Annotated in this window: 11 protein-coding genes; all 11 read right to left on the bottom strand. The window is 46.0% G+C overall.

Annotated features, from left to right (window positions below; translation table 11 throughout):
• Positions 1-122: 122 nt before the first annotated feature.
• Positions 123-830, bottom strand: coding sequence for a 4'-phosphopantetheinyl transferase family protein (locus GMA8713_RS10995; protein WP_232314417.1), 708 nt, complete (start codon positions 828-830; stop codon positions 123-125).
• Positions 811-2,739: a saccharopine dehydrogenase family protein gene (locus GMA8713_RS10990; protein ID WP_062709280.1), complete on the bottom strand. Its 1,929-nt coding sequence runs from the start codon at positions 2,737-2,739 to the stop codon at positions 811-813. The genes GMA8713_RS10995 and GMA8713_RS10990 overlap by 20 nt, the downstream gene beginning before the upstream one ends.
• Positions 2,736-3,887, bottom strand: coding sequence for a saccharopine dehydrogenase NADP-binding domain-containing protein (locus tag GMA8713_RS10985; RefSeq protein WP_002541815.1), 1,152 nt, complete (start codon positions 3,885-3,887; stop codon positions 2,736-2,738). Before GMA8713_RS10985 ends, GMA8713_RS10990 begins: the two co-directional genes overlap by 4 nt.
• A 91-nt stretch (positions 3,888-3,978) precedes the next feature.
• The gene (locus tag GMA8713_RS10980; protein ID WP_084387707.1) at positions 3,979-6,150 is read right to left on the bottom strand and encodes a TonB-dependent receptor; all 2,172 of its coding nucleotides are present in this window, start codon (positions 6,148-6,150) and stop codon (positions 3,979-3,981) included.
• A gap of 158 nt (positions 6,151-6,308) precedes the next feature.
• Positions 6,309-7,097 carry an ABC transporter ATP-binding protein gene (locus GMA8713_RS10975; RefSeq protein ID WP_062709276.1) on the bottom strand — a complete coding sequence of 263 codons (789 nt, stop codon included), beginning with the start codon at positions 7,095-7,097 and terminating at the stop codon, positions 6,309-6,311.
• Complete coding sequence (locus GMA8713_RS10970; RefSeq protein ID WP_062709273.1) at positions 7,094-8,179, bottom strand: FecCD family ABC transporter permease; 1,086 nt, start codon at positions 8,177-8,179, stop codon at positions 7,094-7,096. Before GMA8713_RS10970 ends, GMA8713_RS10975 begins: the two co-directional genes overlap by 4 nt.
• Positions 8,180-8,182: 3 nt before the next feature.
• Positions 8,183-9,220 (bottom strand): FecCD family ABC transporter permease, encoded by a 1,038-nt coding sequence (locus tag GMA8713_RS10965; RefSeq protein WP_062709270.1) that lies wholly within the window; start codon positions 9,218-9,220, stop codon positions 8,183-8,185.
• A gap of 8 nt (positions 9,221-9,228) precedes the next feature.
• Positions 9,229-10,278: an ABC transporter substrate-binding protein gene (locus GMA8713_RS10960; RefSeq protein ID WP_232314416.1), complete on the bottom strand. Its 1,050-nt coding sequence runs from the start codon at positions 10,276-10,278 to the stop codon at positions 9,229-9,231.
• Between the two features lie 192 nt (positions 10,279-10,470).
• Entirely contained in the window at positions 10,471-11,307 is an 837-nt protein-coding gene (locus tag GMA8713_RS10955) for a thioesterase II family protein (protein ID WP_198159486.1), read from the bottom strand.
• A 2-nt stretch (positions 11,308-11,309) separates the two neighbouring features.
• A complete protein-coding gene (locus tag GMA8713_RS10950; RefSeq protein WP_062709267.1) occupies positions 11,310-15,986 on the bottom strand; it encodes a non-ribosomal peptide synthetase in 4,677 nt (1,558 codons plus the stop codon).
• Positions 15,983-16,596, bottom strand: a 614-nt coding sequence (locus GMA8713_RS10945) for a phosphopantetheine-binding protein (RefSeq protein WP_232314415.1), incomplete at its 5' end; no start/stop codon positions are given. The genes GMA8713_RS10950 and GMA8713_RS10945, both read right to left, overlap by 4 nt.

The raw sequence follows: 16,596 nt of genomic DNA, 5'->3' as shown, positions 1-16,596 counted from the left end.
TTTCCTTTGTGTAGTTGACCTAGCTTGTTTCTATTCGCATATTCGCTTTTATTCTCAGTACATATTACATTAAAAAAAATGATAATCATTATCACTTGTGTGAAAAGTTGGCTTCTTAGCCCCTAGACGCCAATAGTCTTCGTGTTACAACGGACTAACGTGAGTATGACTTTATCTGTGAACATTTGATAACCGATTGGAAAAGTGCATCCATGCTGCAGTGTGGCGTTGAAAGAACGGCTCAATGAAAGATAGAGAACTCGAGAACTAGGGTCTACACCTGTCAATTTCGCGGTGTCAAAAGAAGCTATCACATTGATATATGGAAATATTGCTTTGTAAAGAGATTCCTTTGCCGAGAAAATAGTGGTGAGAAACAACTCTTCGTTTAAAAAGTGGTAACGGTATTTGAATTCGTCTTCGCAAAGGATGCTATCCCATATCTGGGAACAAGTTTGGGGCTTTATGAGAGGTTCAATATCTACTCCGAGATATTTGCAGTCGGACTGATAAGCAGCCACGGCAACAGCTTTACCTTGGCAGTGTGAAATAGAACCGGCAATGCCGGAAGGCCAAACGGGCTCTCTATTAGAGCCTATACCGACTTTGCTGGGTATTTCTATGCCCAGATTTTTCTGGGCATAGAATGCACAATAACGACCAGCAGAAAACTCACATTTTCTTTTTAAAACTGCTTCGTGATGCATTTTTTCAGGTAAATGTATTCCTCTTGACGACAAACGTTGCAAATAGCGGGCGTCATAACAAATGTCTGTCGACACCATCGCTATCTTTGATGTCGGAACCGCTTCACAAGTGAAGCGCTGCAAATTCTTGTCCTTCGGGGTCAGCATGTTTAACAATGTTCTCACTAGATGAAGGGCATATGAGAGCGGAAACGTTACCTTGCTCAAACACATCCCATTCAACTCTGCCACCATTTGAAAGCAGTATGTATTCGAATGCTTCCCGTTCCATCTCACGGACTAAATGAGAAAGTTCGGGGCAACCAAGGAAGCTAAACAGGTTTGCATAAAGGCAATCTTTGATGACAAAAAACGTATTTCCAATTTCGTCCACTTCAGATGATAGGGTAATGATATTGAGGTCCGCATAACTTTTCAGGTATGCAAGCCAATATTGAACTGCTCCGTGATGAGGGGATTCCAAAAGCGTAAACTGTTGCGCATCTGGCCAGAGCCACCGCATCTCCATTTTTCCAGTTTCAAGAAACATTTTACGATACATCTGATAGGCTTTGTCCTGCCCTAATGCGTCTCTGGCGCATGAATAACCAGATGTAAACATACTGATATCTTTTACCGCTTTTGCCCAAATATCAGGTGGAGGCAATGCGACGCTTGACGAGTATTCGCTCAGCATCTTTTGATGTTGGCGCCACCTAGAAAGTGTTTTAACGATGAAACCTGCAAAAGATAATGGGTTAAACTCTTTTCGAAGAGCTCCCCAAATATCCGACTCCAAGAGAAACATCTTTTGCAGAGGAATCATGCGAGGATGTTGTTTGGGTGCGGTATACCAGTTGCGTGAATAGTGTTTCATTCGCTGGGCGTATTTTTGCGGACACTCCACCCAGCCAAAATAAAGCCCAGCTTCTTTTAACTGCTCTAAGTCCGCTTCTTTAAAGTGGACGCCTTGTACACTGAGTCCTTCTATCAAAGCATACCTATGGGCCTTCGACAGGCTTTCAACACTCAAAACGCCACGGGTGTTAGAAAACTGATTGTTAAGATACAGTTCCGCGCAGCACGCAGCGACAAGTGCTGTTAGATCATAGGAAGAGATCATCCCATGAAGTAAGAGTCCTTTTTCTGGAGAATCATCAGGGTAGCACCAAAGTATGGTATCAGGGTCAGCGTCCCGCTTTTCTTTCATGGATTGCCCGCTTTTGTAAAACATGTCAGCGAGCTGGTTTTTACGCTTTTCGCTTGGTGCGATAGCGGCCAAAAATCTTGCAAAACCTTGGTGCAGATATTGAATGTTGTAACGACTATCGAGACTTTCTATCTTGTCCGAGATATTACTCTGCTCAGAGACGATAGCGGTATTCTCTACAGCCGAGTATGGGATGAGGTTGATTGCTTTGGTGTGGCCAGAAAAGGTAAATAGTTGTTTGCCATCTTTCCATGGTGTTTTCAACTTTTGCCTTTTACCATTTTTTATCCAAGATACATAGGGTTCGAAACTAGAGAGGATGGCATGTGGACTTGCCTTTCCACCACCATATGCGGCTCCCATGTAAGCGCGGATCGAATAATATTTCTGTGAAGAGCGCTCTTCTTCTGCAAGTCTAGCCAGCATCAAGCTTGAAAGCCCTGGCATAAACCCCATTCCTGTCAGGATAAGGCGATTTTGGTCTTTAGCGTTCTGATCCAATGAAAATATACTGTCTGCTGCCGTTATGCTGTCGTTGATGTCAATACAGTCAATTCCGGCATCAAGGCAGAGCTGATGGGCCTTTTCTCTAACCTTTTCCATGGGGCCAATCGCGATAATTGCCAAATCAAATGTTGATAGCGTTTTGATGGCTTCTTTTGGGGAGGCCAAATCGAAAGGGAGTAAAGGGGTATTGTCAGACGACAAATTAGCAGCGTGACGGGATGTTCCAACAACCTCCCAGGAAGTATTCATTGAACGAAGAAAATGAATGATGCGGTAACCCGTTTCCCCTTTACCACCCAGCACAATCACTCTTTTTTTATCTGCTGATGACGTCATGCGATTTTCTCCTTAACGCGCTGATCATAGTTCGCTATGTTGAATCCCCATTCGGCAATATTTTCTTCTTCCAGGTAGGGCATAAATATTGATGGTGCAATCGCCTGATGTAGCATTAGCACCCCTGTTTTTGAGCAGTGGCCTTCTAATACACATCTTGCGGCAATACCTATCATTTTGCCTGTCGCTTGATAGGTGTTTGTTAGCGTTAGTTGTGCTTGAGATTGCAACTGTTTTTTATTGAGTAAACTCACTTGAATACCATAGAAGGGCGAGAGTGACTCCAGGTCTTTTCTGGCACTTTTTTCAAGGAGTTTTGCGGCCAAATTAGTTGTTGAACGGAACTTATACAGCCCCAAGATCTTGGCGAAAATACAGGCTTTCATTGCCCTTGGGCCGATATTCGTTCCAAACGCGCGAAGGTGCGAGATATTGAATTCTTTTGCAAGTTCCAACGCTTCTTCCGAGTAAACAAGCATGGTTCCGATTTCTTCGTCGATGTTTGGGAATGTGACGGCACTTCGGGCCTGACGGAATGGTGCCCTTAAAATTTCATCATTTTGGAGGTATGCAAAACCTCGGTCATGGCCAAAGCCACCAAGACTATGGATGATGTCCCATGCTGAATTAAACGACCACGCATCACGACCAACATACTGAAGTTCAATCTCATCAATATCGGCTACTGAGCGAATCTGCTCTAGGATGTATTTAGGAAAAAGACCGGATAGTCCGGGTAATAGCCCTACGTTGATGACGAGCGGGACGTTTGAAGGAGTGAGAAATTCGTCCTCTCTGAGGCTTTTGAATACCGGGTCATAGCCACCTGCATCAATAAATGCCGTGTTTGATGCTTTACAAGCTTTTGCAACACGATCTCCGACAATGCCAGAAGGGCCGACACAAGAGATAACCAGTGCATAATCCTGACAGTGCGACTTCAGTGACTGCTCATCAAACACATCGATACGCTTTGTCGAGACTCTTTGCGCCAAGTGACTGGTTTGGGTGTTTGATAGAGAGGCCGAGCGGGATGCAACAACAATTTTTTGGGATGTGTTGTCGAGCAGGTATTGCATGACCTGCTGACCGACCTGTCCCATACCTCCCAAAATTAAAACATCGCGTTTTTGCTGATTGAAGTCCATGTCTATTGAGCTCCTTGCGAAAGTATTGTTGTCAGGTATTTAGAATTAACGAGCGCCCGCCACTCAGTGGTGACGGGCTCATTTAAATGAATCAGTAATAAGCGGTGAGGGTCATGCCAAAGCTTCTTGGGTCAGCCGCTTCTGCTGTTGGGCCAGTGCCAAAATCGTACTCCACGGTGGAGTAATTTTCGTCCAAGGCATTTTTTACCCAGAAATAGGCATCCCACGAAGAGGCTTCAATACCCAATTTGGCATTGATTAACTGGTAAGGATCTTGTTTTAGGGTGTTTAAGCTGTTGAAGTAGTATTTGCCAATGTGCATAGCGTCGACGCGAGTAAACAAATCTAGGCTATGTGTTAACGGCTTCTTGTATTGAACTGCAAGGTTTGCCGTAACATTTGGGGTGTTCACCATCTTTTTACCGTCACAATTGCCTGCCGACCCCAGAAGGTCACAATTTTCATACTTTTTGTACTCGGCATTAGTGAAGCTTCCACCCAGTTCGATAAACCAATTGTTCGCGGGAATGTATCGAGCTTCTATTTCGATACCTTGACTTCTGCCTCGGCCTGCATTGTCTGTGAGTACCTGATTAGTACTTTGAATAAGCTGCTGGACCTGCTGATCCTTTATATCGATAAGGAAGATGGCTGCAGAGAGATCGAGCTTGTTGTCTAGCTGGGTAGTTTTGAAGCCAATCTCATAGTTAGTGCTCGTTTCTTCATCATAAACAGGGTCTTCCTGGCTTGGATAAAGATGGTCAAAACCGCCAGCTCGGTACCCACGGCTCACTGATGTATAAAGCAACGAACCGTCAGTAAAGCTGTAAGACGCTCCAGCTTTTGGTAACCAAACATCGAAGTCTTTTGTGCCATTCACTACCACACTGGTGGTGCTTTGATTATTGGAGTTGATGTTTGCTTTACGCTTTTCTCTATCTAGACGCAATCCGGCTGTCAGAGTAATATTTGGCGTGATGTTGTAGTCAAGTTGACCAAAAGCAGCGTAACCAGAGTTATCTTTTTTAACGTTAGACATGTCAACGTATGGGCCGCCATAGCCAAAGGCCGTGTAGTCGACATTGTTTTTTCCGATCACTCGATATTCACTGGTGTAGGCGTAGAGCCCACCAAGCCACTTGAGCTCAGTACTGGTCGTGGAATTCCAACGAAGCTCCTGAGATAGCTGCTTTTGCTTTTCATCTGATTTTGAGTGAAAGACATAAAGCGGGTTGGAATTCGCGTCCTGATCTGCAGAACTTTTATTCTCCCAATCTCTCCACCCTGTGATGGACGTGAAATCGAAAGCATCAAAGTTCTTTGTCACCGCCAGTGAAATACCGACAGAATCTCGATTATCTATACCTTTAAAATCATTATTGATTTTCTCTGGGTTGTTCTTGATGAACTCGGCCAGACCAAGTGCGTAGGAGTCATCTCTGAGGCGCTGATAGTCAATAACGAAATTAGCTTCTAATGAATCTGATGGAATCCATCGAAGTGATGTTCTGGCGAATAGATCATCTTTTTTTCCGTAATCTGAGCCATCAAAAACATTTTCAATATGTCCATCACTCTGGATGCCGGCTAAGCTGAGTCCTGCAAAAAGTTCGTCTTCGATAATGGGTGTGTAAACCGTAGCGTTCAGTTTTCTCTCATTCAGGCTGTCGGCAGAAAATGAAACTCTCCCTTCGGTGAAATTGTCAGGTTTATTGGTGACGACATTGATGATACCTGCGAGGGAATTACCACCATACAAGGTACCTTGAGGTCCCCGCAAAACCTCAATTCGTTCGATATCAATGAGGTCGAGATCGAACATCCCGTTGTTCGTATAGTTCACGCCGTCGACGTAAAAACCAACAGTTGGGTCAGTGAATAGCCCTGGACCAATCCCGCGAATGAAGATATTGCTTTCTCGGCTTCCTCCCCAGGTGAAAATATGTAGGTTTGGAATATGCTGACCGAGTTCTTGAATCGAAGTGATTTGTGCGTCCTTGAGGTCTTGGTCAGTTTGAACAGATAAGCTAGAGGGAACATCCATTTTGTTTGCGCTGCGTTTGTCAGCAGTGACGGTAATGACTTCCAGTGCATCTTGCTCAGCAGCAATACTACTATGACTTATTGGTAACATAACCAGGCAGGCAATAGGTAAGCTCTTCTTCAAAATTGATGATTTTTGAATAGCCTTTTTTTTTGAAAGCAAGCTCGTGTTTTTCTGGTGTTTGTTATCTAAATGCGGGCTGAAGGGGGTGAGCGGCATGACTTGATACTCCTTGTCAAAGACTAGATGGTTATGGGAATCATTCTCATTATTCATCTAGTCTGCAGTGAGCGGAGGTTTGCTGCTACCCGATAAGGATTGCTGTTACCCGAATCCGAGCGTCTTTACCATCAGCGCGCTGGTGAGAACGTTTGTGTCTATTGACCAGCGCAAAGTGGTATGGCCACAGGATAGATTTTTTCTCCATCCCGATGCATTTGCATTTCCACCTTGACGCCAAATACTCTGTTCATCATCTCTTCATTGATGGTGTTAATTGGCGAGTCGTCAGCGATCACTTTTCCATCTTGCATAGTGACAATACGATCCGAGAACTGACTTGCCTGATTGATATCATGAAGCACCATGATGATAGTGGTCTTGTGTTGGCGGTTTATCTTTTTTAACAGTGAAAGTACTTCGTACTGATGACCTATATCGAGGTAAGTTGTGGGCTCATCCAAGATCAGTATCTTTGCCTGTTGAGCAATACATAGCGCAATCCAACCGCGCTGTCTTTCTCCACCTGAAAGGCTATTAAATGGCCTATCTCTGTAAGCAGTCATACCTGTTTGCTTCAAAGCCATCTCTACCGCTTCTATGTCCTTTTCTGACACTTTGCCCAGCAACCCTTGGTGTGCGAATCGGCCATGTGAAACGAGTTGAAAAACTGAAATGCCTTCGGGTGCTATAGGGTCTTGCGGTAGAAAAGCGAGTTCTTTAGCCAATGCTTTTCTGGACCATCTTGATAAGGAGGTTTCATTGAGCCTTACCTCGCCACGAGAAGGCCTGAGTATGCCTGCTAGCGCTTTGAGTAATGTCGATTTTCCGCACCCATTTGCACCCACGATGCAGGTTATTTCGTCATGGTTAATCGCTAAAGATACATCGGGTACGATAGTGTTCGACTGATAGCTAAGAGTAAGGTGATCAGCGAATAGTGTCATGATTGGTGCCTAACTTGCTTTTGTAGAAGAAAAAGTAATACAGGTATGCCCAGTAAGGTAGTAATGGCGCCTGCTGGCAGTTCAATTGGGCTAACAATAGTACGGGCAACTAAGTCGGCTGCTAATGTCAGACTGGCACCAACAAGGGCACAGACCCAAAACTGCCTCTTGATGTCGCCACCAACCAGCAATCTGGAAATATGCGGCACAATTAATCCTAGAAAGCCAATAGGACCGCTGACTGAAATTGCGCTAGCAGCAAAAATGACGGCGACAGCGATACAAGCGATCCTCCAAGCCATAACGTTCATGCCCAATGCCTTTGCTTGCTGTTCATTAAAACGAAGCAAGGACATTGGTGACTTCAAAAGAGGGAGTAGTAACAAGCCCAGAAGTGTCCAGGGCAACACCAGCATGATGTGTGAAAAATCCCTGGCATACAGGCTTCCTGCCAGCCAAAGCACAGTCGTTTCTGTTCTACCACCTCCCCATACAATCACCAGCCACATGACAATAGCATTAGTCATTGCACCAACCGCGAAGCCGTTTAATGTCAGGGTGACAGGGCGAAGGTTTGATTTGATAGACAGCAATACAACAAAGAGTGTCGATATGGCTCCTCCGATAAATGCTGCGAATGGCAGCCATTCAAGGGATATCTTCACTGGGGTGTTGAAGAGAAACATAGCGTTGACATAATCAACCAAGAGTAAGACGGTAACGATAGCCAAGCTAGAGCCGCTTGAAATGCCTATGATGCTGGGATCTGCCAGCGGATTTCTCGTCACGCATTGAAGGATAAGACCAGCAATGGCGAACTGAAGCCCAACCAAGAGTGCAAGTAATGTTCGGGGGAGGCGAAGGTTCCATATCACTTCATAAGCGGTGGTATGCGTTGTATTAGGAAAAAAGGCCTGCAGGACCTCAGTCGGTGAAAGATGAATAGAGCCCGACATAAGAGACAGTACCGCCAAAGCAAGGGCAACGAACCATAGCATAAGGAGAGTTAGTCGGTAATTATCTGACTTTTTATGCCTCCCTCCAGGCAAAGAGTCGGTTCCTTCTGAAGCAACTGTTGTCATGCTTTATTCCGCTTTTTTCTTAATGAGGTAAACAAACAAAGGGCCGCCAACTAAGACACACAAGATGCCGACTGGCACGTTTTGTAGTTTGGCAATGGTGTCAGCCACTCCAACCAATGTCGCTCCTAACATTGCAGAAACGGGCAGACTTTGTCTGTGGTCAAGACACTGAGCCTGACTTTTGTTCTGAAGCATTAATCGTGTGAGATGTGGCGCGATAAGACCCACGAAAGAAATAGGTCCAGCAACAGAGACTGTGGCTGCGGTCAGTACGACGGCAATGAGGCCAAGCAGCAATCTCCACAGATGGGCAGGAAAGCCTAAAGAATGACAAGTCACGTCATCGAGCATAAGTAGGTTAAGTGGCCGAGAGAAAGTGACTCCCATAACCAAACCTGCTATCGAAAAGGGGACAAGTAGACCCGCATGTTGCCAGGTTCGGTCCATCAAGCTGCCAGTTAGCCAGAAGTAAATCCCGTTAGCATCAGCCTTAGCGGTAATCAAAACGACGACAATAGCGGCATTAAAAAATAGCGCTACACACATACCTGATAGCGTTAGATGAAGTGGACTTAGCTTCGTTCTCCAAGCGATAAGAAATGTGGTCAGTCCGGCAACAAAGCCACCTAAGGTACCAGTCAATAGCAGTAGCAGAGGGGTTAGTGCCGACCAAGCCATACAAACAACAATCGCAAATGATGCACCCGCACTCACGCCCATCAAGTCCGGGGAACCCAGAGGGTTACGGGTTATGGACTGAACAATAGTCCCCGCCATCCCAAGTGTTGCGCCAACCAATACAGCAATGATGAACCGGGGCAATCTGAGTTCCAATACTAAAAATGATGCCAATGAATCAGAGGGCTGAATCAAAGCCTTGATCACTTGAGTGGCTGAAAAGGATGTTTCTCCGGTCATTAAGGATAACGAACCAGAAACGAGCAACAGCAAGGCGCAGGAAATAAGAATGATCACAAAACGCCATGCCCCTTCATGTGCCTTTAAAGCCACCGGTGGAGCCGAAGATGTAGGGGAAATCATTCAGTCGCTTATCCTTCAGATATAACCAACGGTTTTGCTCTTGCTTCTGCTGGGATATCAATGGGTTCGCGGAACGTTTCTGGGTAAAAAAGATGAGCAAGCTCTCTGAGGACCATATCTCGAGCTATTGGGCCATGAGTCATTACATATTGGTCACTAACGCGGTACGCTCTGGAGGTTTTCACTGCTTTAAGTCTCTTCCAAACGGGGTGAAAACTGACGGGCTTATCGTCACCTGTGAATGAGATGATCACATCTGGGTTGAGAGTAAGTAGCTGCTCCATTGAGAGAACGGTAGCGTCAGGTTTTTTAAGCTCAGGCGTCGGAGAGGGCCCCATCGAATACTCGGCCTTGAGGGATGTCATAATATGAGTGGCGATATGGTGGTCGTAAAACACATAAATGGTATCTGCCCAATGCCAGAGAAAAACAACACTGACCCCACCTGGAGCTTGGGCGCGATATTCATTGAGCTTTCTATCGAACTCATCATTAATATCAATACCTTGCTTGTGTTTTCCTACCGCATCGGCCAAGGCACTAATCGATCGATTTGAGTCTTCCAATGTCACCAGATCAAAGGTTAGCAAAGGGGCTATTTTCTCAAACTGCCCTGAAAAGGGTTCCGCATACTGTTGTAAGCCCACAATAAGGTCGGGCTTCAGTTGGGTTAACCTCTCCATATCCGGCTCATGGACTTCTCCGAGATCAACGGCGGTGTGAACCTGCTCGCCAAGGAAAACAGATTTACGATGTTGAAGTGTCGAAATCCCCGTTGCATTCTGGCCCAGTGCTTTAAGCGTGTCTGCACCAAAGGCTGAAACAGACGCGACGGAAGAAGGTGACGTTGATACTGTTACAGGCTTACCCCGATCATCCGTCACCGTAACTGGGAAAGCATCATTTGCACTTATGCCAGGACTTAATATCAGCGTTGCTAAAACTAACATTGAAGTGACAGATTTGGCGTCAAATGGCGCTTCAATAATTGGTTTCAACAGGATCTTCTTGACTAACTGGCTGTTCATTTTTGGCTTCCATTCACGTTCAGGTTTCATATCAAACAGATTTAAAATGGTGCTAACTTGGGCGAAGTTGTCCTTTCAATAGTGGTTGGTGACCCACTGAAATTTGGTATCTGATGTGATTTGGTTAGATAGGAAAACGATGTTAGATGTTAGGTATTGCTCTTACTACCCGAATCGGGATTGGATGCCCCGCAAAAGTGCGGGGCGTTTTCACTGAATGGGTCAAGGCAGCTGGAAGGAAAGGGAGGGACTTAACGTCGAACTATCTTTATAACTTTCCATGAAGACACGAATAACCGCTTCATAGTGATCAGCAAGATAAAAATGCCCCCCTGGAAAAGACTGCAAGGAGAAATTGGCAGAGGTTTGGTTCTTCCAGAGCAATGCATCATCTCTACTTAGCTCAGAGTCGTTATCCCCAATGAGTTTTTTGATAGGGATCGGCAAGGGAGGGCGTGGCTCGTTTCTCTTGCCGTAGGTCTCGATCAATTGATAGTCAGCTCTTAAAGCTGGTAGCACCATTTCCAATAGCTCCTCATGTTCTTTTAAGAATGAAAGTGAGGGGCTTAACCTGACGATCTCTTCTACGAGCTCGCTATCTGAACTGATATGAAATTGGGTCGGGTTTGCGTAGCCGGGGGCGTCTGTTGCTGAAGCAACAAGAGCAACAGGAAGCCTTAGACCTGCCTTTTGCAGCTCAAGGATCAGTTCATACCCAATCGAAGCGCCCATGCTATGGCCAAATATCACAAATGGAATTTGCAATAAGTGTGGGTTTCCGGTCAGTTGGTCGAAAAGCGCCCGTACCATATCTTCCATGTTGTTTATACATGGGTGATTCAGCCTTTCTTCCCTGCCGGGGTATTGAACAACAACGAACTCGGTATCTTCGGGAACAGCCTCGGGCCATTGTTTAAAATAGCTGGCAGCACCTCCGGCATGGGGGAAGCAAAAGATACGCCTCCTGATGTTTGGGTGTGTTTTCAGTACCCTGAACCATGAGGATGGCTTATTGCTTTTTACACTTTGCATTCTTCGAGGTTGAGCTGTGTATTCCAAAATTACGCCTCCTCTTCTGATGCGGAGTGCACGGTATTATAAGGCTGTGCGAATACGCGCTTGATCGTCTCTTGGTAATGAGCAACGAGCGGTTTAAAGTATTCCTGACTGATGATGTGAGGTGCCTTATCTACGAGGGCTAATGCGGATTCAGTATTATCGATACGATATTGGTGGTGTCCGCCTTGTTCCATACCATGTTTGAAATAGCGATTGATGAAACCACGGCCGAAACTATCCGCAAGTTGCTGATCCCATGTTGCAAAATCAACCGACTTGAAATTACATCCAAGTTCATTAAGCCAGCGATATATTTGCTCACCTGTATGGCTTTGACGTGAAACTACATGGAAGTTCTTTCCATTTTCCTCAACATCCATCTTGCTTATTTCTGCAATCGAGTCAGCGACAATGTTAACGGGTGTCGTACTAATCAAAATGCGTGACTCTGGATAAGCGCCGACGCTTAAACATGTGCGGAAGAATTTGACGAACGCATCATCATTGATGAAGGGTTTTTCTAATGTGTTATCCCAGGTAATAGCACCGGATCGGTAAATGTTAACAGGAACACCTTTTTCCCTGGCACGGTAGAAGATTTGCTCCGCCATGTACTTGGTGTGTTCGTAAGTAAGTTCTGGCTTATGCCAAGGGCCATCAGGAGCCACTGACTCTAGCACTGGCGGTTCATTTTCTTCATACGGAAGTCGATAATGGACGCCAATTGTAGACATATAGTGGATAGGCTTTATCTTCCCGGTAGTTGCTAATTCAATAGCATTGGCAGACCCTTTAACGTTGATTGGGTAAAGGTCAGACAGTGGTGCGATAAGGCTGATTAGCGCGGCAATATGCACGACCTTGTCTATGGTTTGTGCCAGGAAGTCGTAGTCAGAATCGCTGATGCCATAGTGATCTAAGGTGAGATCTCCTGGAATGATTTTAATTCTTTGGGTATCGAGCTCCCAGTCTAATCCTTGGTCAGCAATAACTTTCCGGATGCGCTCATAACCGGTTGCTTCGTCTTGGCAGCGTACAAGGCAATAGAGTGTATCCTCGGTCTTGTCGAGTAGTGCTTTGAGTATGTAGACACCCAAATAACCTGTGGCACCCGTCATAAATAGGTTTTGCGGCTTTCCTGTTGGAGTGCTTAAAGGCAACGCCTGCGGTAGATTTCTGAAGGCCTCTGCACACAACTGGTCTAGATCGATAGATTGACGGAAGGCTTCTTCTGCATCTTCTGATGCTTCTAATACGCCTACCATTTTGTCAAAAACAGCGTTGTTAAAAATCATATCAATGTTAACGATAAAGCCTGCCTCGGAAAGTCGATTTAGCAACTCTACAGCGGAGAGACTAGAACCTCCTTTAAGGAAAAAGTCATCAGTTCTTTGTACGTGCTCTACCTTGAGCAGTGCTTTCCAAATGTCGGCGAGTTTGAGCTCCAAAGGTGTTTCTAATGGCAATTCCTCGATGTTGGAATTCGTTGGCAACGCAGAGAAGTGCTCTTTGAGTGTATTTCTATCTACCTTTCCATTACTACTAAGTGGGATGGAATCCAATACCAAGACCTGTGATGGGATCATGTAGCCCGGCAGTAAAGAAGAAAGTTCTTCTTGAACGCGTTGAAGCAGGTTGGAACTTTCTCCATTCGTTTCTTCTGATTCAGAGTCATCTAGCACAATGGCGCAGACCAACTCCAATGGTTCTGGTTTTACTAGAGCGACGCCTTGTTTGATATAACTAAGTTCACTGAGTGCTGCTTCAACCTCACCTAGTTCGATACGATGACCTCGTATTTTGATTTGATTGTCCTGACGCCCCAGGATCTCGATGACCCCATCTGGTCGATAGCGACATATATCGCCCGTTCGATACATTCGTTCGCCAGTCTCCGGATGAATAATGAAGCGCTCTTCAGTTCTTGTAGGGTCGTTAATGAATCCTTTTGCAACGCCTGGACCACCAACTAACATTTCTCCCGGTACCCAGTCAGGGCAGTCCTCAAAGCGAGTGTTCTGGACATAAAGTCTGTGATTACTGAGAGGAAGACCATAGGGAATGCTGGTTGCTCCGTCAGGAACATCCATAATACGGTTTGAAATACAGGTGACGGAAATTTCAGTAGGCCCGCCCAAACTGTTCAGGTTCAGGTTTGGTAGCGCAGCGAGAATTTTCGGCGGCAACGTGACAGGAATCCAATCACCAGAGATAAATGCCAGCCTCAGGGTCGATAGACTGACTGAGCTATTGTTTTCGTGCCATGCCATGAGCATCTGCATATGTGCCGGCACAGAGTTCCAGATCGTCACTTTCTGGTTCTGCACTGTTCTTGCCCAAACTTCAGGATTATTGCGCCAGCCATTCCCCGGAATGACGAGGGTAGCACCTGCACTGAACGTGCAGAATATATCCAATACAGAGAGGTCAAAACTGAAATTAACCAAGGCCAGTGTTCTATCGCTAGCGGTGATACCGAACTCTCTGTTAAAACCGGCAATCGTATTGCTCACCCCTTCGTGTGTCAGCATTACGCCTTTGGGACGACCAGTCGTGCCTGATGTGTACAGTATGTAGGCGAGTTGTTCGTGAGTATTGGCCTGTTGGCCTTGTTTAATGATCTCTGAAAGACGGTCTTCCAATCGTTCACTCTGACTCTCAAGCAATGGCGATTCGGAAACAAAGAGGGCATTAACATCACTTGGCCATTCTACCTCCGATGTATCTGAAGAGGTGAGTACGAGGCGTATACGGGCATCTTCGAGAATGGTATTGCGCCTTTTCTCTGGCTGAATTACGTCTATCGGAACATAAGCGCCACCCGCCAGCAGTACACCAAGCACCGCAGCAATTTGTTTGGGTCCTTTGTCCATAAATATGGCGACGGGTTCTCCGGAAAGCAGACCTCTGTCGATTAATGTATCTGCAATGGACAAAGACCACTCTGCAAGCTCACGGTAGGTATAGTTCGCGGGCGTTTGTGTATCATGCACAAGTGCGATTTCATTAGGAGCTGCGATAACATGCTGACAGAATGACTCATGCAAATAGCCTGAAGGCAAAGAAGTGTCTTTTTCAGTATTAAGTTGCTCGCGCAGCTTTTTACTCTCAGGGTGCAGACTGACGGGCTTGTGGCTGCCCCAGTGAGACTCTGACGTTGCTAATGTCGCGAGCAGTGTTTTGAATGCATCAAAGGCTTGTTCGATGGCTCCCGGAAGGAATACGCCGCTTCGTATGTCCCAATCAACAAACAATAAGCCACGTCGCTCTGTCACTTGGCAGTCCAGCCAGACTTGTGGCGTCTGTGTAATACCGAAGTTCAATTTAGCGTTATGCATAAAGTCGTTTTGTGGGAGTGATTCACTCCCGACACCAACTGTGCTCGTGTAAACCACTGGGATCAGTGTGTTACTTTTTCTTTCTTTGGTGATGTCCCTAAGGACCTCTACACCTGTGTATGCATCATGCTCTAGGTCTTGCCAAAGCTGATGCTGGAGCGCCGCGGATCTGTCTTTAAAGTTTTCACCTCTTAATCCATTAACCTCCAATACATTGACTGCAATAAAGTCGCCGACAATTCGGTTTACATCGGGGTGGGGGGCTTTTCGGTTCAGTAGTGTCAGGTTGATACAAAAGTCATCATTTCTCGACCAGCGCTGAAGCACTTCAGCGAACGCATTCATCACTGCGCTGGAAGGGGTAATTTGATGAGTTTTAGCAATTTGACTAAACATCTTCCACTGAACTTCAGGCAATTCGAAAGACAGCCTTTTGAAACTGGGTGCTGCACCCGTTGCCAAATGATCTGGTTGCAAGTTTGGATTAACGGGTAATTCCGGGGCGCCGGGGAGGGAGCGAATGCGTTTCTGCCAATAGTTTTTGTCTAGCTGGTATTTTGAATCATCTTCTTGATGAAGCTTACTGTGTTGTTGATAGAGAACGACATCACGGAATGAGGCTTGGAGTGGTTCATGTTCCTTTTCAGGATGCAGATACATATCCCCAAGTTCAGCCAAAAGCAGCTGAATGCTGGCAAAGTCCGCGATCAGTAGATCAGTAGAGTGATGAAGAATTGCGCTGCTGTCATGTTGGGTCAGGCGCAACTCATAAAGTGGCCAGCACGTCGAATCATAACGACGATAAGCCATTTCTTCCCGTGACTTGGTGACCGAATCTCTGAACACTTCTTCAGGCTGACCTTTGGTGTCATCACATGATATAGAAGGCAGTGTATAGTTCTTCAACACCTGCTGTTGGCCGTTAGTGTCAATGACAGCTCTTAGCATGTCATGTCGCATGATGAGCTTGTGCCAAGCTTTCTCTAGCCTGGCGTGATCCAGCCTCGGCATTTCCAGCTCGATGTAAGAGTGGCACCCAACACCTCCCAATTCGTAGTTGTCTCTTCGACCTACTATGTAAGCCAACTGCAAGTCGGTGAGTGGGAAAGGTTCAAACCTATCTTCTGGATGGGTTGTTAACACAGTCTCCTCAGAGGCTTGGTTAAGTAAATCAATAACATCAGGTTTTTTAAACGAAAGCAGAGACTTGAGTTCTGAGGTAAGGACGCCTTTTGGCGCCTTAAATCTTAAATTGTTGTCTTCTACCCAAAGCTGGACGCCGCGGTTCTGCAAACTTTCAACGAGCTCAAAAGCGGTCATATCAGTCATTGGTTTGTTCATAGCGAACCCTCTTCAAAAATTTCAGTATCTTCCTTGTCTCCCTCAGAGAGAGCCTGCCACTGTGCTTTTATCGGCATTGCAAATTCCGCAACGCTTGGTGCTGTAAAGAGCATTGATAACGTTACTCCCGTTGGGCTTATTCGCTGTTGCTGCATCGCCTGAACGATCCTGGTTGCGGCTAAACTATCGCCGCCAATCATGAAGAAGTTATCGTTTCGTGATATCTGATCGACACCCAACTCTGAGGCCCAGATTTCTGCAATTTGTTCTTCTATCGAATCACGTGGTGCTTCATAACTGTTTTCTGTTTGTCGGTTTAGCAGACTGGAGAGCGTTTTCCGGTCAACTTTACCGTTGGCACTGAGTGGAATTTCATCAACCAGCGCGAGGGTAGAAGGAACCATATAGTCGGGCAGCAGGGCACGGAGTTGGTCAGTGACATCCGCCTTGAACTGCTCGGTGTCAGTATCATCTGTATGGTCAACCAACAGGGCAGCAGCGAGTGAGGCAGGCTGTCCGGCAGGAGAGAGCACGACGGCGACAGCACGGTGAATAGCGCTCAGGCTGTTCAGGGCAGTTTCTACCTCACCGAGCTCAATACGGTGTCCCC

Source organism: Grimontia marina (assembly GCF_900060185.1).
Classification (GTDB): Bacteria; Pseudomonadota; Gammaproteobacteria; order Enterobacterales; family Vibrionaceae; genus Enterovibrio; species Enterovibrio marinus.
This window is presented reverse-complemented; position numbering and strand designations above follow the sequence as displayed.

Bases quoted from the DNA above. Each gene is read 5' to 3' on its own strand.
- GMA8713_RS10975 (WP_062709276.1), bottom strand. From the start codon at position 7,097: ATGACACTATTCGCTGATCACCTTACTCTTAGCTATCAGTCGAACACT.
- GMA8713_RS10970 (WP_062709273.1), bottom strand. From the start codon at position 8,179: ATGACAACAGTTGCTTCAGAAGGAACCGACTCTTTGCCTGGAGGGAGG.
- GMA8713_RS10965 (WP_062709270.1), bottom strand. From the start codon at position 9,220: ATGATTTCCCCTACATCTTCGGCTCCACCGGTGGCTTTAAAGGCACAT.
- GMA8713_RS10960 (WP_232314416.1), bottom strand. From the start codon at position 10,278: ATGAAACCTGAACGTGAATGGAAGCCAAAAATGAACAGCCAGTTAGTC.
- GMA8713_RS10980 (WP_084387707.1), bottom strand. From the start codon at position 6,150: ATGCCGCTCACCCCCTTCAGCCCGCATTTAGATAACAAACACCAGAAA.
- GMA8713_RS10990 (WP_062709280.1), bottom strand. From the start codon at position 2,739: ATGACGTCATCAGCAGATAAAAAAAGAGTGATTGTGCTGGGTGGTAAA.
- GMA8713_RS10950 (WP_062709267.1), bottom strand. From the start codon at position 15,986: ATGAACAAACCAATGACTGATATGACCGCTTTTGAGCTCGTTGAAAGT.
- GMA8713_RS10985 (WP_002541815.1), bottom strand. From the start codon at position 3,887: ATGGACTTCAATCAGCAAAAACGCGATGTTTTAATTTTGGGAGGTATG.